At 72.9% G+C, this 22,126-nt stretch carries 22 protein-coding genes; 12 read left to right on the top strand and 10 right to left on the bottom strand.

Features of this window, described 5'->3' with window-relative positions; genetic code table 11:
- Window positions 1-228: 228 nt before the first annotated feature.
- The 5 genes from AB0898_RS19485 to AB0898_RS19465 all read left to right on the top strand — a co-directional run bounded on the left by AB0898_RS19485 (window position 229) and on the right by AB0898_RS19465 (window position 6,306).
- Window positions 229-1,572 (top strand): serine hydrolase, encoded by a 1,344-nt coding sequence (locus AB0898_RS19485; RefSeq protein WP_366804182.1) that lies wholly within the window; start codon window positions 229-231, stop codon window positions 1,570-1,572.
- A 235-nt stretch (window positions 1,573-1,807) separates the two neighbouring features.
- Window positions 1,808-3,118: a multidrug effflux MFS transporter gene (locus tag AB0898_RS19480; protein ID WP_366804181.1), complete on the top strand. Its 1,311-nt coding sequence runs from the start codon at window positions 1,808-1,810 to the stop codon at window positions 3,116-3,118.
- 17 nt (window positions 3,119-3,135) lie between these two features.
- Window positions 3,136-4,245 carry a serine hydrolase domain-containing protein gene (locus tag AB0898_RS19475; RefSeq protein WP_407078371.1) on the top strand — a complete coding sequence of 370 codons (1,110 nt, stop codon included), beginning with the start codon at window positions 3,136-3,138 and terminating at the stop codon, window positions 4,243-4,245.
- A 161-nt stretch (window positions 4,246-4,406) separates the two neighbouring features.
- Complete coding sequence (locus AB0898_RS19470; protein WP_366804180.1) at window positions 4,407-5,402, top strand: small ribosomal subunit Rsm22 family protein; 996 nt, start codon at window positions 4,407-4,409, stop codon at window positions 5,400-5,402.
- A 160-nt stretch (window positions 5,403-5,562) separates the two neighbouring features.
- A complete protein-coding gene (locus AB0898_RS19465; protein ID WP_366804179.1) occupies window positions 5,563-6,306 on the top strand; it encodes a bifunctional DNA primase/polymerase in 744 nt (247 codons plus the stop codon).
- 13 nt (window positions 6,307-6,319) lie between these two features.
- Here the strand turns inward: AB0898_RS19465 and AB0898_RS19460 are convergent, their stop codons facing one another.
- The 4 genes from AB0898_RS19460 to efeO are packed head-to-tail and all read right to left on the bottom strand — an operon-like array spanning window position 6,320 to window position 10,609.
- A complete protein-coding gene (locus AB0898_RS19460) occupies window positions 6,320-7,303 on the bottom strand; it encodes a hypothetical protein (protein ID WP_366804178.1) in 984 nt (327 codons plus the stop codon).
- A 32-nt stretch (window positions 7,304-7,335) separates the two neighbouring features.
- Window positions 7,336-8,184, bottom strand: a complete 849-nt coding sequence (gene efeU / locus AB0898_RS19455) for an iron uptake transporter permease EfeU (protein WP_366804177.1) — start codon at window positions 8,182-8,184, stop codon at window positions 7,336-7,338.
- A gap of 3 nt (window positions 8,185-8,187) precedes the next feature.
- Window positions 8,188-9,447, bottom strand: a complete 1,260-nt coding sequence (gene efeB, locus AB0898_RS19450) for an iron uptake transporter deferrochelatase/peroxidase subunit (protein ID WP_366804176.1) — start codon at window positions 9,445-9,447, stop codon at window positions 8,188-8,190.
- Between the two features lie 25 nt (window positions 9,448-9,472).
- Window positions 9,473-10,609, bottom strand: a complete 1,137-nt coding sequence (gene efeO, locus AB0898_RS19445) for an iron uptake system protein EfeO (RefSeq protein ID WP_366804175.1) — start codon at window positions 10,607-10,609, stop codon at window positions 9,473-9,475.
- Window positions 10,610-10,822: 213 nt separating this feature from the next.
- Here efeO and AB0898_RS19440 point away from each other — a divergent pair, with 213 nt between their 5' ends.
- Window positions 10,823-11,467 (top strand): PhzF family phenazine biosynthesis protein, encoded by a 645-nt coding sequence (locus AB0898_RS19440; protein ID WP_366804174.1) that lies wholly within the window; start codon window positions 10,823-10,825, stop codon window positions 11,465-11,467.
- A 22-nt stretch (window positions 11,468-11,489) separates the two neighbouring features.
- Here the strand turns inward: AB0898_RS19440 and map are convergent, their stop codons facing one another.
- On the bottom strand, window positions 11,490-12,347 hold the full coding sequence (gene map / locus AB0898_RS19435) for a type I methionyl aminopeptidase (RefSeq protein ID WP_366804173.1): 858 nt from the start codon (window positions 12,345-12,347) through the stop codon (window positions 11,490-11,492).
- A gap of 58 nt (window positions 12,348-12,405) precedes the next feature.
- Between map and AB0898_RS19430 the strand changes: the two genes are divergently transcribed.
- The gene (locus AB0898_RS19430; RefSeq protein WP_366804172.1) at window positions 12,406-12,645 is read left to right on the top strand and encodes a hypothetical protein; all 240 of its coding nucleotides are present in this window, start codon (window positions 12,406-12,408) and stop codon (window positions 12,643-12,645) included.
- Window positions 12,646-12,686: 41 nt separating this feature from the next.
- Here the strand turns inward: AB0898_RS19430 and AB0898_RS19425 are convergent, their stop codons facing one another.
- Window positions 12,687-13,283 carry a hypothetical protein gene (locus AB0898_RS19425; protein WP_366804171.1) on the bottom strand — a complete coding sequence of 199 codons (597 nt, stop codon included), beginning with the start codon at window positions 13,281-13,283 and terminating at the stop codon, window positions 12,687-12,689.
- A 115-nt stretch (window positions 13,284-13,398) separates the two neighbouring features.
- Here AB0898_RS19425 and npdG point away from each other — a divergent pair, with 115 nt between their 5' ends.
- On the top strand, window positions 13,399-14,124 hold the full coding sequence (gene npdG / locus AB0898_RS19420) for an NADPH-dependent F420 reductase (protein ID WP_366804170.1): 726 nt from the start codon (window positions 13,399-13,401) through the stop codon (window positions 14,122-14,124).
- A 33-nt stretch (window positions 14,125-14,157) separates the two neighbouring features.
- Entirely contained in the window at window positions 14,158-14,394 is a 237-nt protein-coding gene (locus AB0898_RS19415) for a hypothetical protein (protein WP_366804169.1), read from the top strand.
- Here AB0898_RS19415 and AB0898_RS19410 read toward each other — a convergent pair.
- On the bottom strand, window positions 14,384-15,184 hold the full coding sequence (locus tag AB0898_RS19410) for a site-2 protease family protein (protein ID WP_366804168.1): 801 nt from the start codon (window positions 15,182-15,184) through the stop codon (window positions 14,384-14,386). The genes AB0898_RS19415 and AB0898_RS19410 overlap by 11 nt on opposite strands.
- 155 nt (window positions 15,185-15,339) lie before the next feature.
- Between AB0898_RS19410 and AB0898_RS19405 the strand changes: the two genes are divergently transcribed.
- Window positions 15,340-15,867, top strand: coding sequence for a DUF6578 domain-containing protein (locus AB0898_RS19405; RefSeq protein WP_366804167.1), 528 nt, complete (start codon window positions 15,340-15,342; stop codon window positions 15,865-15,867).
- A complete protein-coding gene (locus tag AB0898_RS19400) occupies window positions 15,864-19,142 on the top strand; it encodes a BTAD domain-containing putative transcriptional regulator (RefSeq protein ID WP_366804166.1) in 3,279 nt (1,092 codons plus the stop codon). The genes AB0898_RS19405 and AB0898_RS19400 overlap by 4 nt, the downstream gene beginning before the upstream one ends.
- An 11-nt stretch (window positions 19,143-19,153) precedes the next feature.
- Here AB0898_RS19400 and AB0898_RS19395 read toward each other — a convergent pair whose 3' ends face one another.
- The 3 genes from AB0898_RS19395 to AB0898_RS19385 all read right to left on the bottom strand — a co-directional run bounded on the left by AB0898_RS19395 (window position 19,154) and on the right by AB0898_RS19385 (window position 21,549).
- Window positions 19,154-19,978, bottom strand: a complete 825-nt coding sequence (locus AB0898_RS19395) for an ABC transporter permease (RefSeq protein WP_366804164.1) — start codon at window positions 19,976-19,978, stop codon at window positions 19,154-19,156.
- On the bottom strand, window positions 19,975-21,006 hold the full coding sequence (locus tag AB0898_RS19390; protein WP_366804163.1) for an ATP-binding cassette domain-containing protein: 1,032 nt from the start codon (window positions 21,004-21,006) through the stop codon (window positions 19,975-19,977). Before AB0898_RS19390 ends, AB0898_RS19395 begins: the two co-directional genes overlap by 4 nt.
- A gap of 108 nt (window positions 21,007-21,114) precedes the next feature.
- A complete protein-coding gene (locus tag AB0898_RS19385; RefSeq protein WP_366804162.1) occupies window positions 21,115-21,549 on the bottom strand; it encodes an SMI1/KNR4 family protein in 435 nt (144 codons plus the stop codon).
- 258 nt (window positions 21,550-21,807) lie between these two features.
- On the opposite strand from AB0898_RS19385, the gene AB0898_RS19380 reads away from it, so the two are divergent.
- On the top strand, window positions 21,808-22,119 hold the full coding sequence (locus AB0898_RS19380; protein ID WP_366804161.1) for a hypothetical protein: 312 nt from the start codon (window positions 21,808-21,810) through the stop codon (window positions 22,117-22,119).
- The last annotated feature ends 7 nt before the right edge of the window (window positions 22,120-22,126 follow it).

The raw sequence follows: 22,126 nt of genomic DNA, 5'->3' as shown, positions 1-22,126 counted from the left end.
TTCCACCGTTCCACCGTCGCAGGCCGCCGGGCGCCGGGCCCGTCGGGGCGCGCGTTCGGGTGGAGGGGAGCGCGGGGGAGAGCGCGGAGGCGTGCGGAGCGGCGCGGAGACGCACCGTGTCGAGGTGACGACGGTATGCCGAGCCGATCTTCATAAGAGAGCAAATTCCTTGGCCAGGAACCACCTCCCGGAGGGAAACGGCTGTTCGAAGCGGTGTACGGTCCCGGGGTGCGTGAAAGTTCCCGGCTCAGCCGACGTGCCGTCCTCGGGCTCACTGCGGCCGCCCTCCCCGTTTCCCTGAGCGTCTCCGAGAGCGCGTCCCCGGCCTACGCCGCCGGGGCCACCGGTGTCGCAGGCGGCGAGCGACTGGCCCGCGCGGGCGTCCAGGTGCGCGGCGCCACCGGAGTCCCCAAGAAGCTCACCGCCCGCTCCTGGGTCGTCGCCGACGCCGACAGCGGGGAGATCATCGCCTCGTACAACGCGCACCGGCACCTCGCCCCCGCGTCCACCCTGAAGATGCTGTTCGCGGACACGGTGCTGAAGAAGTTTGACCGCGCCCAGCGCTACAAGGTCACCGACGCCGACATCGCCGACGTCCCCTCCGGCTCCAGCCTCGTCGGCATCAAGCCCGGCATCACCTACACCGTCGAGCAGCTCTGGCAGGGCGTCTTCCTGCGCTCCGGCAACGACGCCGTCCACGTGCTCTCCCACATGAACGGCGGCATTGCCAAGACCGTCGCCGAGATGCAGGCGCGCGCCGAGTATCTGCACGCCCTCGACACCCATGTGGTCAGCCCCGACGGCTTCGACCACAAGGGCCAGATCTCCTCGGCGTACGACCTCACGCTCTTCGCCCGCCAGGGCCTGAAGGACGCCGACTTCCGCGGCTACTGCGGCACGCGCACCGCCGACTTCCCGGCGGGCGGCAAGAAGACGTTCCAGATCCAGAACACCGACCGCCTGCTCACCGGCGCGTGGGGGCTGACCCCGTACGAGGGCCTCATAGGTGTCAAGAACGGTTACACCACCCACGCGGGCAACACCTTCACCGGCGCCGCCACCCGGCGCGGCCGCACCCTGCTGGTCACCGTGATGCACCCCGCCGAGGGCAGCAACGCGGTCTACGAGCAGACCGCCGCGCTCCTCGACTGGGGCTTCACACACGGCAGTTCGGCCCGCGCGGTCGGCACGCTCGTCGAGCCGGGCGTCCCGGCGACCTCCCGTCCCGCGCCCGCGGGCGGCAAGGCCCCGGCGGCCGGCCACGCCTCGGCGGCCGGCGGCTCCGGCCCCTCCGGCGTACGGATCACCGAGGGCGCCGCGCTCACCGCGCTGCTGCTCGGCGGCGGTACGTGGGCGGCGCTGCGGCGGCGGCGCGGGCGTACGGCACCGGCGACGGCGACGGCCGGTGCGGGGACGGCCGGTGCGGGGACGGCGGCCGCCGGGTCCCGGCCCGCGTCCGAGTCCGTACCGCAGCCCCGGACCGAGTCCGAGCCCGCGCCGAACGCGCCGAGCACACCGAGCACGTCGAACGCGCCGAAGGAGACGGAGACCGGCGGTCGCCACCGCCGCTGATCCGCCGCCGGTGCCGCGCCACACGCCCGGCACCGGCCGACCCGCACCCGTACCCGTAGCCGCACCGGGGCCCGCCCCGCGCACCCGCCCGCGCACAAGCCCCCCGCGCGCCGCGCACCCCGGCGCCTTCGCGCCGTGCGCGCCCCCGGTCGCCCCGACGGCCACTCCCGCACCCTCCGGGAGCTGAGAACATGGAGGGCCTCCGGGGTCGCCCGGGAGTCCGAGGAGGGGACACATGACCGAGCACACGGCGGTGCCGGAGACCCGGCACGCCACCAGCGGCGCCGCGCTCGTGGAGGGCGGCCGGGGCGGCCGGATGCTCGTCACCTTCCTGCTCGGCGCGCTGACCGCGACCACACCGCTGGCGATGGACATGTACCTGCCGTCCCTGCCGGAGGTCACCCGCGCCCTGCACGCCCCCGCCGCGACCGTGCAGCTCACGCTCACCGCGTGCCTGGCCGGAATGGCGCTCGGGCAGCTGGTCGTCGGGCCGATGAGCGACCGCTGGGGGCGCCGCCGCCCGCTGCTCACCGGCCTCGCGGTCTACCTCGTCGCGACCGCCCTGTGCGCCTTCGCGCCGGACGTGGGGACACTGGTCGCCCTCCGGCTCGCGCAGGGCCTCGCGGGCGCCGCCGGGATCGTCATCGCGCGGGCGGTCGTACGCGATCTCTACGACGGCGTCGCCATGGCCCGCTTCTTCTCCACCCTGATGCTGATCTCCGGCACCGCGCCGATCATCGCCCCGCTGATCGGCGGGCAGATCCTGCGGTTCACCGACTGGCGGGGCGTGTTCGTCGTACTGACCGCCATCGGCGCCGTCCTCACCGCGCTGGTGTGGTGGCGGCTGCCCGAGACGCTGCCGCCCGCCGAACGGCACCGGGGCGGGGTCGCGGAGTCCCTGCGCACGATGCGCGGCCTCCTCGCCGACCTGCCCTTCACCGGGTACATGCTCGCGGGCGGCTTCGCCTTCGCCGCGCTGTTCGCGTACGTCTCCGCCTCGCCCTTCGTCGTCCAGGAGGTCTACGGCGCCTCCCCGCAGACCTTCAGCCTGCTCTTCGGGCTCAACTCGGTGGGCCTGGTGGCCGCCGGGCAGATCAACGGCAAGCTGCTGGTCGGACGGGTCCGCCTGGACCGGGTCTTCGCCGGCGGGCTCGCGGTGATCGTGCTCGCCGCGACCGCCCTGCTGCTGATGTCCACCGGGGTCTTCGGCCGGGTGGGCCTCGCGCCCGTCGCCGCCGCGCTCTTCACACTGATGTCCGCGATGGGCTTCACCCTGCCCAACGCCCAGTCCCTCGCCCTGCTGCGCACCCGGCACGCGGCCGGTTCCGGCTCGGCGCTGCTCGGCACGTCCTCGTTCCTCATAGGAGCGGTCGCGTCCCCGCTGGTCGGGATCGCGGGGGAGCGGACCGCCGTGCCGATGGCGGTCGTCCAGCTGGCGGGCGCGCTCGTCGCCGCCGTGTGCTTCGTGGGACTGGTCCGGCCCTGGCGGACGGCCGGGGCGGCCACCCCGGCGGCCACCCCGCACCCGAAGGGAGCGGACAGCTGAGCACCCCGAGACTGCGCATCGGCACCCCCGAGCGCGCCGGCCTCGACCCGGCCGAACTCGCGCTCCTGGAAGCCGAGTTGCGCACCCTCACCGAGGGCCCGGACCCCTGGGCGGCCGGCGTGGTCGCGGTGGCCGGGCGCGGACCGGTGATCGCCGTGGCGGAGGCGTCCGGCTGGGCGGTGCGCTACGCCTCGTACGACCCCGAGACCGGCGCCGGCGTCGAACTCCCGCCCGCCGCACGGGTTCCGGTGACCGTGGACACGCCTTTCGACCTCGCCTCGCTCACCAAGCTGTTCACCTCCGTCGCCGCCGTGCAGCAGATCGAGCGCGGCACGCTGGGGATCGACGCCCGAATCGGGGCGTATCTCCCGGAGTTCACGGGAGTCGCCGAACACGGCGTGACCGTACGGCAGTTGCTCACCCACACCTCGGGGTTGCGGCCCGAACTCCCGCTGTACGACTGCCCGAACGCCGCCGTGCGCATGGATCTGCTGCGCGCCGAGGCACCGAGCGCGGAGGCCGGCCGGTATCTCTACTCCGACCTCAACATGATCCTGCTCCAGTTCGTCCTGGAGCGGATCACCGGGCGCCGCCTGGACACCCTGATCGCGGACGGCATCACCCGCCCGCTCGGGATGACCGCGACCCGCTTCGGACCGTGCCCCGGCGCGGCGGCCACCGAGGACCAGCGGCGGCCCTGGGCCAAGGCGGACCGGGGGATGCTGCGGGGCGTGGTGCACGACGAGAACGCGTGGGCGCTCGGCGGGGTCGCGGGCCACGCCGGCCTCTTCTCCACCGCCTCCGACCTGGCCGTCTTCTGCCGCACCCTGCTCGCGGGCGGCCGCTACGGCACCGCGCGCGTCCTCGGCCCCGACTTCGTGGAGCTGCTGCTGACCGCGCCGGGCCTGGGGTTCGCCGTGGACCAGCCGTGGTTCATGGGCGAGCTCTCGGGCTGCGGCGCGGCGGGCCACACCGGCTTCACCGGCACCTCCCTGGTCCTGGACCCCGCCACCGACACGTACCTGATCCTGCTCGCCAACACGGTCCATCCCAGGCGCCGCCCCGCCGCGAATGGCCCGCGCGCGAGCCTGGCCACCCACCTGGCCCGCGCGGTCCGCGACGCCTGACGGCAGCGGCCCGCCACCCCTGACAGCGGCGGCCCGCCACCTCTGACGACAGAGGGCCGCCACCCCTGACGGCAGCGGTCCGCCACCCCCGGCGGCAGCGGCCCGCGTCCGCTCATCCCGGCGCGCTCCCCGCCTCCCGCGCCACCTGCGACAATCGACACGTGAACGCCCCCTCCTCCCCAGCCGACACCCTGCGCGCCACCCTCGCCGGGGTGCTCGACGGGCTGCCGCCGCGGCAGGCGGCCGCGGCCGTCGACCGGCTGATCGCCAACTACCGGGGGGACACCCCGACCGACGCCCCGATCCTGCGGGACCGCGCCGACGTGGCCGCCTACGCGGCGTACCGGATGCCCGCGACCTTCGAGGCCGTGCGGTCGGCGCTGGCCGCGTTCGCGGACGCCGTGCCGGAGTGGACGCCGGGCAGCCATGTGGACATCGGGGGCGGCACGGGCGCCGCGACCTGGGCCGTCGCCGCCACCTGGGACGGCGACCGGCCGGTGACCGTGCTGGACTGGGCCGAGCCCGCGCTCGCCCTGGGCCGCGAGATCGCCGCCGCGCACCCCGGTCTGGCCCGGGCGCGCTGGGAGCGGGCCCGGATCGGCGCCGCGCTCCAGCTCGCGGACACCGACCTGGTCACCGTGTCGTACGTGCTCAACGAGCTGTCGGAGACCGACCGCGCCGCCCTGGTGGACGCCGCCGCGGCCGCCGCGCGGTCCGTGGTGATCGTGGAGGCGGGCACCCCGGCCGGGTACGAGCGGATCATCGAGGCCCGCGACCGGCTGATCGAGGCCGGGTTCCGCATCGCAGCGCCCTGTCCGCACAGCGCCCCCTGCCCGATCGTGCCCGGCACCGACTGGTGCCACTTCTCCGCCCGGGTCAGCCGCTCCTCGCTGCACCGGCAGGTCAAGGGCGGCTCCCTGGCGTACGAGGACGAGAAGTTCAGCTACGTCGCCGCCACCCGGCTGCCCGCCGACCCCGCGCTCAACCGCGTCGTCCGGCGCCCCCAGATCCGCAAGGGACAGGTGCTGCTCGACCTGTGCGAGGCGGACGACCGGCTCGGCCGTACGACGGTCACCAAACGCCACGGCGACCTGTACAAGGCGGCCCGCGACGCCGAGTGGGGCGACGTCTGGCCCCCGCACGAGGACGCCTCGTAACCGAGGACGCCTCGTAAACATCGGGTCGAAGTCGGCAAATCACCTCGATTGTGAGGCATGTCTCGCCGGATTCCTTCACATCTGCGCTCCGGTCCCCCGGGGAGCTGGAAGATGGGACGATGAGACATGCTGTCCGCACCACAGCGATGCGAGGGGATAGATGAGCGCGACGTTCGGCGACCGGTCCGGCCGGCAGGGCAGGATCTCCCAGTGGCTGCGCGGACGCCGCCCGAAGGAGACATCCCCCGACGACGGCCGTGAGACGCTGCTGCTCGCCGCCGCCGCTGCCGGACTGCCCCTCGCCCCCGCCGCGCACCCCGCCCCGGGCTACGGCTGTTCCTGCGACCGCGTCGGCTGTCCGACCCCCGGCCGCCACCCGGTGTCCTTCGCCTGGCAGACCCAGTCGACCACCGACCGCGCCCAGATCGAGCGCTGGGCCCGCAACCAGCCCGAGGCCAACTTCATCACCGCCACCGGCATGGTCCACGACGTCCTCGACGTCCCCCTGGCCGCCGGCCGCGAGGCCCTCGACCGACTGCTCTCCACCGGCGTCGAGGTCGGCCCGGTCGCCGAGAGCGACGACGGCCGGATGCTGTTCTTCACCCTCACCCGGGGCACCCCCGAGGACGAGGACGAGTGGTGGCCCTGCGAACTGGACTGCCACCCCGAGACCATGGACGAACACCCCGGAATGCGCTGGCACTGCCGGGGCTCCTACGTCCTGATGCCCCCCGCCCGCCTCCCCGGCGGCGACGGCGACCGCCAGATCCGCTGGGTACGCGGCCCCGAGCACCCGCTGCCCGACCCGCTCACCCTCCTCGAAGCGCTGACCGACGCCTGCGCCCGGCACGCGGGCACCGAGGAGTCCGACCACTCCGCCGGCGCCTGGCCGCTGCGGCACTGAGCGGCGGAAGCGGCTACGACCCCCGCGCCGACGTCAGCCCCTGCACCCGCCCCAGCACCGACACCCGCCCGCTCCCGGCCGGCACCAGCGCGGTCTCGTTGGAGACGAACTGCATCGTCAGGGACTGCTTGACCTCGCCCTTGGTCAGGGCGCGCACGTCGTCGTTGGGCACCGGCACCGAGGTGCCCGCCGCGGCGGTCTGCTTCTCGTAGTACCGCGAGGCGAAGAACACCAGCGCGCCGCCGTCCGCCGTACGCAGCGCGAGCGGCGCGTACGCGCCGTGGTCCAGCGTCTCGTCGATGTACTGCCGGACCAGGCCCGGCTTGCGCGCCTGCTGCTGCCGCAGGGCGCGCAGCCCGCTGGTGCTCGGGCCGTTCGCGAAGCTCGTCCCGCCGTTCTTCAGATACGTGGCGTACGTGCCGCTCAGCTCGCCCGGCGGCACGGCGAGCCCGGTGGCGTCGGCGGGCACCGCCTCGGCCCAGCCGTCCGCGTCCACCTTGAACTCCGGTACGGCGGCGGGCGCGAGCACCGTCAGATACGCCACCCGCCAGGGCTCGCCCGGTGACTGACGGGTGAACACCAGCAGCCAGCGGACCGAGCCGCCCTTGTTGCCATGGGCGTCCGCGACGAACCAGCGCGGCCAGCCGGGCTTCCTCGGGATCGTGAACTTCGCGTCCGTCAGCTTCAGCGGGGTGTGCGCGGGGTTCCCGGCCGGATGGTTGGCGTGCCCCGCGCGCAGCCGGGCCGAGTCGATGTCGGCGAGGGCACCGGTGACATGGTCCTCGTCCAGCGAACGGTCGTAGGCCCGGTCGGCCTTGTTGTACGCCTCGGTGAAGCGGGCGAGGGCCTTCTCGGCGTCGGTACGGGTGGCGGTGGGGATCATCGCGCGTTCGCCGTGCACCACCACACAGCCGCTCGCCGTCAGCGACACCGCCGCCGTCAGCGCGGCCGCTATGACGGCCTTGCGTCCCCGGCGTCCCACCCGATTCCTGCCCATGAGTACCGCTCACCCCTTCCCGGAGGCGAACCCTACCCGGAGGTGCTCTCCGCCCGCTTGCGACCGCGCAGCTTCGCCGTGACGCCCGGGTCGAGCAGGAACAGCGTCAGCACCGGGACCAGGTAGAGCAGCCACACCGTGAGCTGCACGACCGTCGGGTCCGGCTGGAAGTTGAGCACGCCCTTGAGCAGGGTGCCGTACCAGCTGTCCGGCGGGATGACGCCGCTGATGTCGAAGGCGAGGTGGGTGAGGCCCGGGACGATGCCCGCCTCCTGGAGGTCGTGGAAGCCGTACGCCAGCACGCCCGCCGCGACCACCACCAGCATCCCGCCGGTCCAGGTGAAGAACTTGGCGAGGTTGATGCGCAACGCGCCCCGGTAGAACAGCCAGCCGAGCAGCACGGCGGTCGCGAGACCCAGCGCGACGCCGATCAGCGGGCGCGGAGTGCCGTCGCTCGCCGCGTGCACCGACGCCCACACGAACAGGGCGGTCTCCAGACCCTCGCGGCCCACGGCGAGGAACGCGGTGGCCACCAGCGCGCCGGTGCCCATGGCGAGGGCCGCGTCCAGCCGCCCGTGCAGCTCGCTCTTGAGATGCCGGGCGGTGCGCCGCATCCAGAACACCATCCACGTCACGAGCCCGACCGCGACGATGGACAGCGAGCCGCCGAGGCCCTCCTGCGCCTTGAACGTCAGCTCCTGGGAGCCGAATTCGAGCGCGCAGCCGAAGCCCATCGCGAGCACGATCGCCGCGCCGATGCCGAGCCAGATCGGCCGAAGCGCGTCCCGGCGGCCGGTCTTGACCAGGTAGGCGATCAGGATGCAGACGACGAGGGACGCCTCAAGCCCTTCGCGCAGACCGATCAGATAGTTGGAGAACACGGACTACGCCTCCTCGGAGAACAGCGTCCGGCCCCACCAGTCGGCGGAGTCGCGGACACCGGGCGGGATCGCGAAGACCGCCGAACCCACGTGCTGGATGTACTCGTTGAGCGCGTCCCGCGCGGACAGCCGGCGCTGGAGCGGGACGAACCCGGTCCGCACGTCGCGCTGGTAGGCCAGGAAGAACAGCCCCGCGTCCAGGCGGCCCAGGCCGTCGGTGCCGTCGGTGAAGGAGTAGCCCCGGCGCAGGATGGTCACCCCGCCGTTGGAATCCGGGTGGGCCAGGCGCACATGGGCGTCCGGCTTCATCGCCTTCAGGAACGGCTTGTCGTGCTCCTTGGCCTTGCCCACGGGCGCGCCCTCGCGCTTGTCCCGGCCGAACACGTCCTCCTGCTCCTGGAGCGAAGTGCGGTCCCACGTCTCGATGTTCATCCGGATGCGCCGGGCGACCAGATACGAACCCCCGGTCATCCAGGCCGACTTGGCGTCCCCGTCCGAACCGGCCACCCAGACGTGCTTCTTGAGCCGGTCGGTCTCGGTGCCCGCGATGTTGCGGGTGCCGTCCTTGAAGCCCATGAGATTGCGGGGCGTCTGCGCGTCCGGGGTGGTCGAGGAGGTCTTGCCGAAGCCGAGCTGCGACCAGCGCACCGCGACCTTGCCGAAGCCGATACGGGCCAGGTTGCGGATCGCGTGCACGGCGACCTGCGGATCGTCCGCGCACGCCTGGACGCACAGGTCGCCCCCGGTGCGGGATTTCTCCAGGTTGTCGCCCGGGAACTTCGGCAGGTCCACGAGGGCGGCCGGGCGCCGGTCCGCGAGGCCGAACCGCTCGAAGAGCGAGGGCCCGAAGCCGATCGTCAGGGTGAGCCGCGAGGGCCTGAGACCCAGCGCCTCGCCGGTGTCGTCCGGCGGAGCCTCGGCGAGCCCGCCGTAGGCACCCTCGCCGACCGTCTTCCCCGCCGTCATCCGGCGGGCCGCGTCGGTCCAGTCCTTCAACAGCTGGACGAACTCGGCGCGGTCGTCGGTCTTCACGTCGAACGCGGCGAAGTGCAGCCGGTCCTGGACCGGGGTGGCGATGCCCGCCTGGTGCGCGCCGTGGAAGGCCACCGCGCCGCCGGTGTCGGCGGCGGTCAGGCCCAGCCGGTCGTCCGCCCCGGTCAGCGCCAGCGTGCCGCCCGTGGCGGCGGCGCCGAGCGCGAGCCCGGCACCGCTCCAGCCGATCAGCGCGCGCCGCGAGGGGCCGCTCCGCTCGCTCTCGGTCATCGCCTCGACTCCCGTGCTTCCGTGACTACTTGACGACCGCGGCGGCCAGCTTCGACAGCGGCTCCGCGAGCGCGTTCACCGCGTCGGACAGCTCCTTGCGCTGCGCCTTGGTGACCTTGTCGTAGGAGACGAAGTCGTAGGACGCCTTGTCCGCGCGGTACTTGTCGAGCAGCTTGTCCAACGCCGCGAACTGCTTGTCCAGTTCGGCGGTGAGCTTCGGGTCGTTCTTGGCGGCGACCGGCTTCAGCAGCTCGTACGCCTGCTGCGCGCCCTCCACGTTGGCCTTGAAGTCGACCAGGTCGGTGTGCGAGTAGCGGTCCTCCTCACCGGTGATCTTGCCGGTGGCGACCTCGTCCAGGAGCTCCTTGGCGCCGTTGGCCATCGAGGTCGGGGTGATCTCGGCCTTGCCGACGCGCCTGCGCCAGTCGTCGAGGTCGGTGACCAGCCCGGCGGCGAGCTTCTTGTCGTCCGCGGTGATCTTCTTGTCCTGCCAGAGGGACTTCTCCAGCTTGTGCCAGCCGGTCCACTTCTGGCCGTCCTCCAGGCCGTCGGCGCGGGTGTCCACCTTCGGGTCGATGTCGCCGAAGGACTCCGCGACCGGCTCGGTGCGCTCCCAGCCCAGCCGCGAGGGCGCGTATGCCTTCTTCGCGGCGGCGAGGTCGCCGGCCTGGATCGCCTTGGTGAAGACCTCGACGCGGGGGAGCGTCTGGTCGGCCTGGTCCTGGGCGTACTCGCGGTAGCCCGCGACGGCCTTGTCCAGCGCCGGGTTGCGCTTGGCGGCCGTACCGGAGCCGGTCACCGCGAGCTTCTGCCGGACGCCGTGGCCGCGCATGCCGGGGCGGCACGCGATCTCGTACGAGCCCGCCTTCACCTCGGCGGTGAGCGTGTACTTGGTGCCCGGGCCGATGTTCTCCTTCTCCGAGACGATCCGGTCGTCCGGGAAGAGGATCTCGACCTCGGTGGCCCGCGAGCCCTTGTTCTCGATCTTCAGGGTGACCTGGCCGGCCGGGACCGACTTCGTGGAGGTCTCGCACGTGGAGTCGGCGGCGGTGACCTGGATGGCGTCGCCGTCCTTGGCGTCGCTCTTGGCCGTGCAGGCCGACAGGGCGGTCAGCGCGGCCGCCGCGGTGGCGGCGATCGCGATCGGACGGACGGCTCGCATACGGACTCCAGGCGCTCAGGGCGGCACAAACCCGCCCATTCGGTTTGGTGAGGCTTGCCTAACTTACCCGAGCCTTAGTCCGGCCGTAAGCGCCAGGTACGGCATTCGAACCGCACGAAAAGATCACAGACACGACTTGATGTCGGCGCCCCAAAGGCGATGCCAACGAAAGGCAAAGAGCACTTCAAGCGGTCGCGGTGCTTCAATGCGCACGTGACTGACTACGACGTTCTCCGCGTCTTCTGCGGACCCACCGGCGGCTACGGCAACGAACTCGGTGTCGTCCGCAACGGCTCACTGCTGCCCGGGCCGGACGACCGCCAGGAGCTCGCCGCCAAGCTCGGCTTCAGCGAGACCGTGTTCGTGGACGACCCCGAGCGCGGAGTGATCGACATCTACACCCCCACCTCCCGGCTCCCCTTCGCCGGCCACCCCTGCGTCGGCACCGCCTGGCTCCTCGACGTGCCCGAGCTGGTCACGCCCGCCGGCGAGGTCGGCACCCGCCTGGACGGCGAGTTCACCTGGATCGAGGCCCGCGCGGAGTGGGCCCCGCCGCGCATCCTGCGCCAGTACCCGAGCGCGGCCGAGGTGACCGCCCTGGAGATACCGCCCCCCGGCGAGTGGATCTACGCCTGGGCCTGGGAGGACGAGGCCGCGGGCCGCATCCGCGCCCGGGCCTTCCCCGGCCGGAACGACGGCATCGACGAGGACGAGGCCACCGGCGCCGCCGCCCTCCTCCTCACCGACCGACTCGGCCGCGCCCTCAACATCACCCAGGGCATGGGCTCCCAGATCCTCACGGCCCCACAGCCGCACGGGTGGGTGGAGGTCGGCGGGCGGGTCGTACTGGAGCGCTGAGCCCCCGGCGCCGAGGGCGTCCCTACGGCAGCGTCAGGATGTCCGCCCCCGTGTCCGTCACCGCCAGGGTGTGTTCGAACTGGGCTGTGCGCTTGCGGTCCTTGGTCACCACGGTCCAGCCGTCGTCCCACATGTCGTACTCGTGGGTGCCGAGGGTCAGCATCGGCTCGATGGTGAAGGTCATGCCCGGCTGGATGACGGTGGTGGCGTGCGGGGAGTCGTAGTGCGGGACGATCAGGCCGGAGTGGAACGACGAGTTGATGCCGTGGCCGGTGAAGTCGCGGACGACGCCGTAGCCGAAACGCTTGGCGTAGGACTCGATGACGCGGCCGATGATGTTGATCTGGCGGCCGGGCTTCACGGCCTTGATCGCCCGGTCCAGGGCCTCGCGGGTGCGCTCGACCAGGAGGCGGGACTCGTCGTCCACGTCGCCGACCAGGTACGTGGCGTTGTTGTCGCCGTGCACCCCGCCGATGTACGCGGTCACGTCCAGGTTGACGATGTCGCCGTCCCTGAGGACCGTCGAGTCCGGGATGCCGTGGCAGATGACCTCGTTGACCGAGGTGCACAGGGACTTGGGGAAGCCCCGGTATCCCAGAGTCGACGGATAGGCGCCATGGTCGCACATATAGTCGTGCGCGACCTTGTCCAGCTGGTCCGTGGTGACGCCGGGGGCGATGATCTTCGCCGCCTCCTCCATCGCCCGGGCGGCGATCCGGCCGGCGACGCGCATGGCCTCGATCGTCTCGGGGGTCTGCACCTCCGGTCCGGTGTACGGAGTGGGCGCGGGCTTTCCGACGTACTCGGGGCGGCGGATGTTTCCGGGCACCGGACGGGTGGGAGACAGCTCCCCTGGTACGAGCAGCGACTGGCCAGACATGCCAGCGAGTCTAACCAGCGGGCATGGGGGAACATGTGTGTGGCGAGAGGAGCCGTTGATGTCCGTGTTCAAGAAGCGCGCCCAGGGCAAGCCGGGCGAGTGGTACTACTGCCTGGAGCACAAGAAGGTCGAGGAGGGCCCCGACTGCCCCGGCAAGGACCGCTTCGGCCCGTACGCCACGCCGGAGGCGGCCCGGCACGCCATGGAGACGGCCCATGAGCGCAACGAGGAGTGGGAGAAGGACCCCCGCTGGCAGGACGCCCAGTCCGGCGAGGACGGCGACAGCGACAAGGCCTGACGGCCGCACCTGTACGCGCATCGACTTGCCGCCCGCGGCGCCTACCAGGGCGCCGCGGGCGGTGCCGTCAGGATCTCCGCCAGCCGCGACAGCCGGTCCCTGAAGCCCCGACGCGCCCTCGGCGGCCCCGCGTTCTCGCCCGCCGCCGCGCTGACCAGGTGCTGCACGCTGTCCAGGTCCAGTTCGGCGCCCTCGGGGACGGCCAGCACGTCATGGGCCATCGCGGCCAGCTCGCCGTCGCCCGCGCCGAGCGCCAGGACGGTCACCCCGGCCCGGCGGGCGGTGTGCACCCGCTCCAGCAGGGCCGCCGGCTCGTCCGGGGCCACCACCAGCAGGGTCTCGCCCCGGCGGGCCTCCGCGATCCGGCCGGGACCGACCGCCAGATGCGCGGGGTCGGAGGGGCGGGCGTGGTGGCGTACCAGGACGGGGGCCAGCTCCGGCGTGCCCGACCAGGCCGCCTCGTCCACCAGGTGGGCCGCCAGATGCCAGGGCTCGTACTCCGGCGTCCCGGCGAGCAGCAGCCCGCCGCCGTGCGCCGTCACCGACCCGCGCAGCACCCCCGCGAACCGGCGCGTGGCCCCCAACCACTCCGTCCCGGCGAGCACTTCGCGCAGCAGCGCGACCCGTACGGCGTCCATGCGCCCGCATCCTGCCTCAACCGGTCCCATTCGTCCCGCAGTTCACTTCAGGTTCGCCCGAACCGAGGACTCACCCGCGCAGGTGCGCGAGACCGTACGGACGTAGAGTCGGGCCATGACCACCAGTGACAGCGCACAGACCGCCGCCCAGACCCCCGCGAAGGCCCCGGCCAAGGACCCCTGGGACCTGCCCGACGTCTCCGGCCTGGTCGTCGGCGTCATCGGCGGCACGGGCCCGCAGGGCAAGGGGCTCGCGTACCGGCTCGCCAAGGCGGGCCAGAAGGTGATCGTCGGCTCCCGTTCCGCCGAGCGCGCCCACGCGGCCGCCGAGGAACTGGGCCACGGCGTGGAGGGCGCCGACAACGCCGAGACCGCGCGCCGCAGCGACGTCGTGATCGTCGCCGTGCCGTGGGACGGCCACGCCGACACCCTGAAGTCGCTCCGCGAGGACCTGGCGGGCAAGCTCGTCGTGGACTGCGTCAATCCGCTCGGCTTCGACAAGCAGGGCGCCTACGCGCTCACGCCCGAGGAGGGCAGCGCCGCCCAGCAGGCCGAGGCGCTGCTCCCGGAGTCGCGTGTCACCGCCGCCTTCCACCACCTCTCCGCCGTCCTCCTGGAGGACCCGGAGATCGACGAAATCGACACCGACGTGATGGTCCTCGGCGACAAGCGCGCCGACACCGACATCGTGCAGGCCCTGGCCGGCCGCATCCCCGGCATGCGCGGCGTCTTCGCCGGGCGGCTGCGCAACGCCCACCAGGTGGAGGGGCTTGTCGCGAACCTGATCTCCACGAACCGCCGCTACAAGGCGCACGCCGGGCTGCGCGTCACCGACGTGTGACACCCTCCGCCCCGGCGCCGGCGGCCGGGGCCCATGGGGGACACTGGTGCGCGTAGCAGTGTCCCCCGACAGGAGCCGACCCCCATGCCCCGCATCGCCCTCGTCACCCTCGCCGTCTGCGTCCTCGCCGTGGCCGCGGCGGTCGTCTCGTTCGTCCAGGGCAGCTGGCTGGGGATCGTCTGGGTGCTGCTCGCGGGCCTGACGTCCAACATGAGCTGGTTCTACTTCAAGCGGAGCCGGGGCGCCGCCGCCAAGTCCGTCACAGGCTGACCGAGCAGTACGCCGGGGCCTCGTGCCAGAAGCGGTAGAGCCAGTAGCCGCAGTCGGAGAACCCGTCGCTCACGCCCAGGACGCGCAGCACGCCGTAGACCAGGTCGAAGAACGCCGCGTTGACCGAGGGCACCCACAGCAGCGCGAAGACCAGCAGCATGCCGAACTGGGCGAACGTCTCCAGCTGCCGCTTGACCCCGTACGGCAGCCACGGCTCGATCACGCCGTAGCCGTCCAGGCCCGGCACGGGCAGGAAGTTCAGGATCGCCGCGCTCACCTGGAGCAGGACGAGGAACGCCAGCGCGTACCGGAAGTCGCGCGGCACGTCGCCCGCCGCGCCCAGCCAGAACGGCGCCGCGCACACCAGCGCGAACGCCACGTTCGTCAGCGGACCCGCCGCCGAGATCAGGCTGTGCCGCCAGCGGCCCCGGATGCGGCCGCGCTCGATGAACACCGCGCCGCCGGGCAGACCGATCCCGCCCGCGATCACGAACAGCACCGGCAGCACGATGCTCAGCAGCGCGTGCGTGTACTTCAGCGGGTTCAGCGTCAGATAGCCCTTGGCCCCGATGGAGATGTCCCCGCCGTGCAGCGCGGTGCGCGCGTGCGCGTACTCGTGCAGGCACAGGGAGACCACCCAGGCCGCCGTCACGAACAGGAACACCGCGAGCCCCGGCTGCGCGGCGAACCCGGTCCAGGTCGCCCAGCCGGTCACCGCCGCCACGGCCAGGATGCCGACGAAGACGGGACTGACCCGGCGGTCGGCGGGACGGGTCGCTGCGGTGGTCATGGGCGGCTCCTGAAGGGTGCGTTCCGGGCGAAGCGGTACGAAAGGGGCGGTGCGCCGCGCGGATCGGACGGACGGTCGGGTGCCCGACCGTACCCGGCCGGGACTCGCCGGGAAAACGCCTCGCCACCGGCCCCCGGTTCCGCGAGGCTGGGAGGATGGCACTGATGAAGGTCTTCTACGAGGACTGGCAGATGGGGTGCTGCGGCGACCCCTTCTCGGTCGGCGACCGCGTCGGCTGGAACCTCGTCCCCGTGAAGAAGGCCGGCGACCCGGGCTGCGGTTACGGCGCCGGGGCCTGGGTGGAGAACCACGGCGGGCGGGGTCCGGCGACCGAGGGCACGGTCCGCGCGGTCGAACTGGTCCACGTGACCTATCTGTACCGCCCGGAGGAGTCGCCCACCCACCAGCCGGTGCCCGGCTCCGTGACGCTGGAGGCGGTGGACGCCTGCCCGAAGTGGTTCACGCCGGACACTGAGGAGCCGGACACCGAGGAGCCGGACGTCGGGGAGCCCGGCATCGGGAAGCCCGGCACCGAGGGGCCCGGCGCCGGGAAGTCCGGCACCCTGGTCCACCGCACCTCCGGCGCCCTCGTCACCCTGGAGGTTCCGGACGCCCCCGCCGGACCCCCACGCCCGGCACCCCGTGCCCGCCGACGGCCCCGCCGGGGCGACCGGAGACAATGAACCCCGTGCGCTATCGGCTTCTCGGCACCACCCAGGCACTCCGCCCCGACGGCACGGCCGTCCCCGTCGGCGGGGCGCGGCTGCGTGCCCTGCTGACCGTGCTCGCGCTGCGGGCCGGGCGTACCGTACCCGCCGCCGTCCTCGTGGACGAGGTGTGGGGCGCCGACCCGCCCGCCGACGCGGCCGGCGCCCTCCAGGCGCTGATCGGCCGCCTGCGCCGCGCCCTCGGCGCCGACGCGATCGCCTCCGCCGACGGCGGCTACCGGCTCGCCGCCACCCCCGACGACATCGACCTCACCCGCTTCGACCGGCTGACCGCCGACGGCCTCGGCGCCCTCGCCGACGGCGACCCGGCCAAGGCCGCAGGCGTCCTCGACGACGCCCTCGCCCTCTGGCAGGGCCAGGTCGTCGCCGACCTGCCCGACCGCACCGCCGAGGCCGCCCGCTGGGAGGCGCGCCGCCTGGACGCCCTGCGCGCCCGGCACACCGCCGCCCTCGCCCTCGGCGAGGCCGAGAACTCCCTGCCCGAACTGGCCGCCCTGTGCGACGGCCACCCGCTGGACGAACCCCTCCAGGCCCTGCGCCTGCGCGCCCTGCGCGACGCGGGCCGCCCCGCCCAGGCGCTGGCCGCCTACGAGGAGGTACGGCAGCTCCTCGCCGACCGGCTCGGCTCCGACCCCGGGCCCGAACTGCGCGCGCTGCACACCGAGTTGCTGACCGAGGACGCTCCGGCGCCGCCGAGACCGGCCCCGGCCGCCGCCCCGCGTCCCGTGCCGGGCAACCTGCCCGCCCGGCTCACCTCCTTCGTCGGCCGCGAGAGCGACATCGCGGCCATCGGCGCCGACCTCGCCGCCTCCCGCCTGGTCACCCTGCTCGGCCCCGGCGGCGCGGGCAAGACCCGGCTCTCCCAGGAGGCCGCCCAGGCGGTCCGGGACACCGCCCGCGACGGGGTCTGGCTCGCCGAACTCGCGCCCGTGGACGAGCCCGAGGCCGTGCCCCAGGCCGTGCTCACCGCGATCGGCGCCCGCGAGACCGTGCTGCACGGCGCCGGCGTCGAGGGCGCCCGCGCCGCCTCCGAGCGCTCCGGCGACCCCGTCGAGCGGCTGGTGGAGTACTGCGCACGGCGCCGGATGCTGCTCATCCTCGACAACTGCGAACACGTGGTGGACGCCGCCGCCCGGCTCGCCCAGCGCCTCCTGGCCGCCTGCCCCGGGCTGACCGTGCTCGCCACCAGCCGTGAACCCCTCGGCGTACCAGGGGAGTTGGTGCGTCCGGTGGAGCCGCTGCCGGAGCCGGTCGCGCTACGGCTGCTCGGCCACCGGGGCGCCGCCGCCCGGCCCGGCTTCCGTGTCGAGGACGACCTTGAGGCGTGCGCCGAGATCTGCCTCCGGCTCGACGGTCTGCCGCTCGCGATCGAGCTGGCGGCCGCCCGGCTCCGCATGCTGACCCCCCGTCAGATCGCGGACCGGCTCGACGACCGCTTCCGTCTGCTCACCTCCGGCAGCCGCACCGTCCTGCCCCGCCAGCAGACCCTGCGCGCCGTGGTCGACTGGTCCTGGGAGCTGCTCGACGAGGACGAACGCGACGTCCTGGGCCGCCTGTCCGTCTTCGCGGGCGGCTGCGACCTCGCCGCCGCCGAGGCCGTCTGCGGACCCGTCGCCCTCGACGCGCTCGGCTCCCTGGTCGACAAGTCCCTGGTGGTGGCCGCCCCTTCACCCGGCGGCGGGATGCGCTACCGGCTCCTGGAGACCGTCGCCGAGTACGCGGGGGAGCGCCTGGACGAGACGGGCTCCCGCCCCGCCGCCGAGCGCGCGCATCTGACGTACTACCGCGAACTCGCCCGCACCACCGACCCGTTGCTGCGCGGTCCGCGCCAGCGCGAGGCGATCGAGCGGTTCCAGCTGGAGTACGAGAACCTGCGCACGGCGTTCCGGCACGCCATCGCCGTCGGCGACGAGCAGGAGGGGCTGAGCCTCGTGCTCTGCCTCCTGTGGTACTGGCAGATGCGGGACCAGCGGCTGGAGACCCGGGCCTGGTGCGAGGACCTCATGGCGCTCGGCCCCGACCCGTTCACGGAGTCGGCGGAGCCGGCCCGGCCGGTGTACCGGCGCTTCACGGAGGCCCCGCCGCCGTTCACCGGGGAAGTCCTCGCCGAGGCGCGGCGCGGGCTGCACCTCGCCCACATCGCCTGCGTCGACACCGACCCGACGGCCTGGCAGAACCCCGAGCTGGAGGCCAGGCTGCGCGTCGTCACCCGGGTGTACGAGCCGGGTCTGCCGCAGACCTGCCGCGCCCCGGGCATGCTGTGGTGGTTCGCGGAGCTGCTCACCAACGGCGGCAAGCGGCTGCCCGAGATCATCGACGCCTCCGTGCGCACCTGCCGGGAGACCCCGGGGTGGGACTGGGAGCTGGCGAGCGCCCTCCAGATGCGCTCCAACCTGTTCTCCAACCGCACCGCCTGGGCGGGGAACGCCGCCCAGGACGCCGACGAGGCACTGGAGATCTTCCGGCGCCTCGGGGACGCCTGGGGCGCCGCCGAGGCGCTGTCCGCGCGCGGCGAGGCCCATGAGCGCAAGGGCCGCAGCCGCGAGGCGGCCGCCGACTACGAGGCCGCGATGGAGTACGCGGGGCAACTGGGCGCCCGTATGCAGATGACCGTCCTCGGCGCCCGCCTCGGCAACGCCCTCATCGAGTCGGGGGAGCGGGAGCGGGGCGAGCGGCTGCTGCGCGCGGCCGTCGACGACGAGGAGACCACGCTCGACGAGTCGATGATGGTGGCCCGGATGTTCCTGGCCGTGTGGCTCGGGGTGTTCGGCGAGACGGCCGAGGCGCGGGAACAAATCCGCGCGCTGCGCGAGGACTTCGCGATGAGCCGGTTCCGGGTCTTCAACGCCATGATCCTCATCCAGGAGGCGTGGCTGGACGCGGTGGACGGTCACGCGGAGAAGGCGCGGGAACTGGTCCGCCGCTCGCTGGAGGCGGTCGACGATCCCCTGGTCGACGTCGTCGTCCCGCATCTGCCCAGCCTCAGCCTCACCATCGCCGCCCGGGCCCTGGCCGTCACCGGCGACGAGGACCTCGCGAAGGACGCCGCCCGCTGTCTGGGCGCCGCCGTGGCCCTGCTGCCCCCGGGGCACATCCGGCCCGGCGCCGAGCAGCTGGCGTACGACCTCACCGTGGCGAGCATCCGCGAGACCCTGGACGAGGCGGCCTACGAGGCCGCGTACGCCGAGGGCGGTGGCCTCTCCCTCGCGGAGGCCACCGCCCTGGTCTGAGCGCGCCAAGGTCAGCTCTTGGTGCGGAACTTGTAGATCGAGTACGGCGCCATCACGGCGGTGATCGCGACCGACCAGCCCACCGTCACCCACAGGTCGTGTGTGACGGGACCGCCCACCATCAGTCCGCGCGCGGCGTCGGCGAGCGTGGACAGCGGGTTGTAGTCGGTGAACGCCTGGAGCCAGCCGGGCATCGACTTCGTCGGCGCGAAGATGGACGAGCCGAACTGGAGCGGGAACAGCACCAGGAAGCCCATCGCCTGCACGGACTGCGCGCTCTTCATCACGACGCCGAGGGTGAGGAACACCCACATGATCGAGGACGCGAAGAGGGTGGACAGGCCGACCGTGGCGAAGAGGCCGGGCCAGCTGGTGATGTGGAAGCCGACCAGCACCGCCACGATCATCAGCACGACCGTCGCGAACAGCATCCGGACCAGCTCCACGCCGATCTTGGCGAACAGCACCGAGCCGCGGCCGATCGGCAGCGAGCGGAACCGGTCCATGACACCGCTGTTGAAGTCCTGGCTGAAGCCGGTGCCGACGCCCTGCGACATCGTCATGCTCATCATCGCGAGCATGCCGGGGATGACGTACTGGACGTACTGGTCCTGGCCGCCGCCCAGCGCCTTGCCGATCGAGCCGCCGAAGACGAACACGAACAGCAGGGTGAAGATGATCGGCATCAGCAGCGCGTCGAACATCGACTCCGGGTCCTGCTTGATCCAGAGCAGATTGCGCCGGATGAGGGCGCCGGTGTGCCGCAGATGACCGCGCAGGGTGATGCGGGAGTCGGCCGTGACCTCGGCCGGGGCGTTGATCGTGGCGGTACTCATACGGCGACCTCTTCGCGGGAGTCGGAGTCGACGGGCGCGGCGTCCTGCGGGGCACTGGCGCGGTGGCCGGTGAGCGAGAGGAACACCTCGTCCAGGCTGGGGAGTTCGGTGACGATGGAGGAGATGGTGATGCCGCGCGCGGTCACCGCGCCGACGACGGCGGTGAGCTGCTCGTCGCTCAGGATCGGGACCAGCAGCGTGTTGTTCTCGCGGTCGACGGTGGTGGTGGCGAGACCGGTGATGCCGAGTTCGTCCAGCATCGTGGCGAGCGGACCGAGCTGGAGCGGGTCCACCGGGCGGATGCGGAGGGTACGGCCGCCGACGCGGGCCTTCAGCTCCTCGATCTGCCCCGCGGCGACGACCTTGCCCCGGTCCACCACGGTCAGCTCGGAGGCGAGCTGCTCGGCCTCCTCCATGTACTGGGTGGTGAGCAGCACGGTCACGCCCTCGCCGACCATCGCCTTCACCTCGGCCCACACCTCGTTGCGGGTGCGGGGGTCGAGGCCGGTGGTCGGCTCGTCCAGGAACAGCACCTGCGGGCGGCCGATCATCGAGGCGGCCAGGTCCAGGCGCCGGCGCATACCGCCGGAGTACGTGGAGGCGGGGCGCTTGGCGGCCTCGGTCAGCGAGAAGCGCTCCAGCAGTTCGTCGGCGCGGGTGCGGGCGTCCTTGCGGGACAGGTCGAGCAGCCGGCCGATCAGATACAGGTTCTCCCAGCCGGGGAGCTTCTCGTCCACCGAGGCGTACTGGCCGGTCAGGCCGATCACCCGGCGCAGCTGGCGGGGCTGCCGTACGACGTCGTACCCGGCGACCGTCGCCTCGCCGGCGTCCGGCGTGATCAGGGTCGACAGAATCCGCACGAGCGTCGTCTTCCCGGCCCCGTTCGGCCCGAGCACCCCCATCACGGTGCCCTCGCGCACGTCCAGGTCGACCCCGTCCAGGGCCTTGGTCTCGCCGTAGTGCTTGGCCAGCCCCCGCACGGAGACCGTCACCCGGCGCCCGTCGGAACTCTCATCGATTCGCGTCATGGGGATGACGATGACAGGCCCCACCGACAATCCACCGACAGCGGGCCGACAGCCACCGACAGAGACGGTGAGCGTCGCGGGACCAGGCCGACGGGCTGCCGATGCCGGCTACTGGTACCAGTCGTCGCCACCCTTGGCCAGTGAACGGCCCAGATAGTCCCTCAGGTCCCGTGCGACCCATCGGCGACTGTCGGTCTCGTGCTCCCAGACGAAGATGTCCGGGCGCTCCGGCGTCCGCACGAAGGCGAACTGGTCTCCGCCCCCGTTGTCCCCGAAGAAGAGGAGAGCGTCGAAGGGCATGTACAGCTCGGCGAAGGAACGGTCGGTGCGGAAGAGAAGGTTCTCGGCGACGATCCGCTCGGCGGACCAGACGGTGTCCACCGCGGTGCGCCCGACGACACCGTCGGACTCCAGAAGCAGCCCCCTCAGCTCGTCCGGCAGCCCGCCCCCGAGCCGATGCTCCGCGTCCACGAGGGCTGCCCGCCGCACGGGACTCCGGAACTCGGCCTCGGGGTACACCTCAAGAGCGGCTTCTCTCCACATGGCACGGAGACTATCCAGCACATCACTTGAGGCGAGTCGGCGGGTGCGGCGACGTGTTCCTCTGCCGCCCCGGTCATGCCGTGGGGAGGGGGAGCTGCGGACGTCGCTGTTGCCGACCTTGAAGGCCCCCCGCTGAGCACCTGCCGGTGATCACGCCACGGACGACCACGGCCGCCCGCCTGGCACGAGGACAGCGAGGAAAGCGGAATGCCGCGGGGTACAGAGGCGTGGTTCACCGAGCAGCACCGGAGTGCGCCGGTGCTGCTCGATTCGGCGCATGCCATCGACGCGTTGATCGTCGCCGACCCGCTCCGTAACACGGCCCAGCTGATTTCCCTGGACCGCCAGAGGCTGTCGTCGGGCTGGCCGGACCACACCTTCCTGGTCGGGGTCGGCGCAGGCGGCCAGTTCGGCATCCTGTCCTACAGCACGGGTGACGCGGCCGCCGGCCCACCTGCCTTGAGTGGAGGGAGGAGCCGTACTGATCCCCAGGCGCGGAAGCCTGAAGCACCGCGCGGCGGGCGGCGTGCACGCCTTCAGCCAGGTGATCATTTGTCGGACACCCCCTAGGTCCCTG

It is taken from the genome of Streptomyces sp. NPDC005435, from assembly GCF_040703155.1.
Lineage (GTDB): Bacteria > Actinomycetota > Actinomycetes > Streptomycetales > Streptomycetaceae > Streptomyces.
This window is presented reverse-complemented; position numbering and strand designations above follow the sequence as displayed.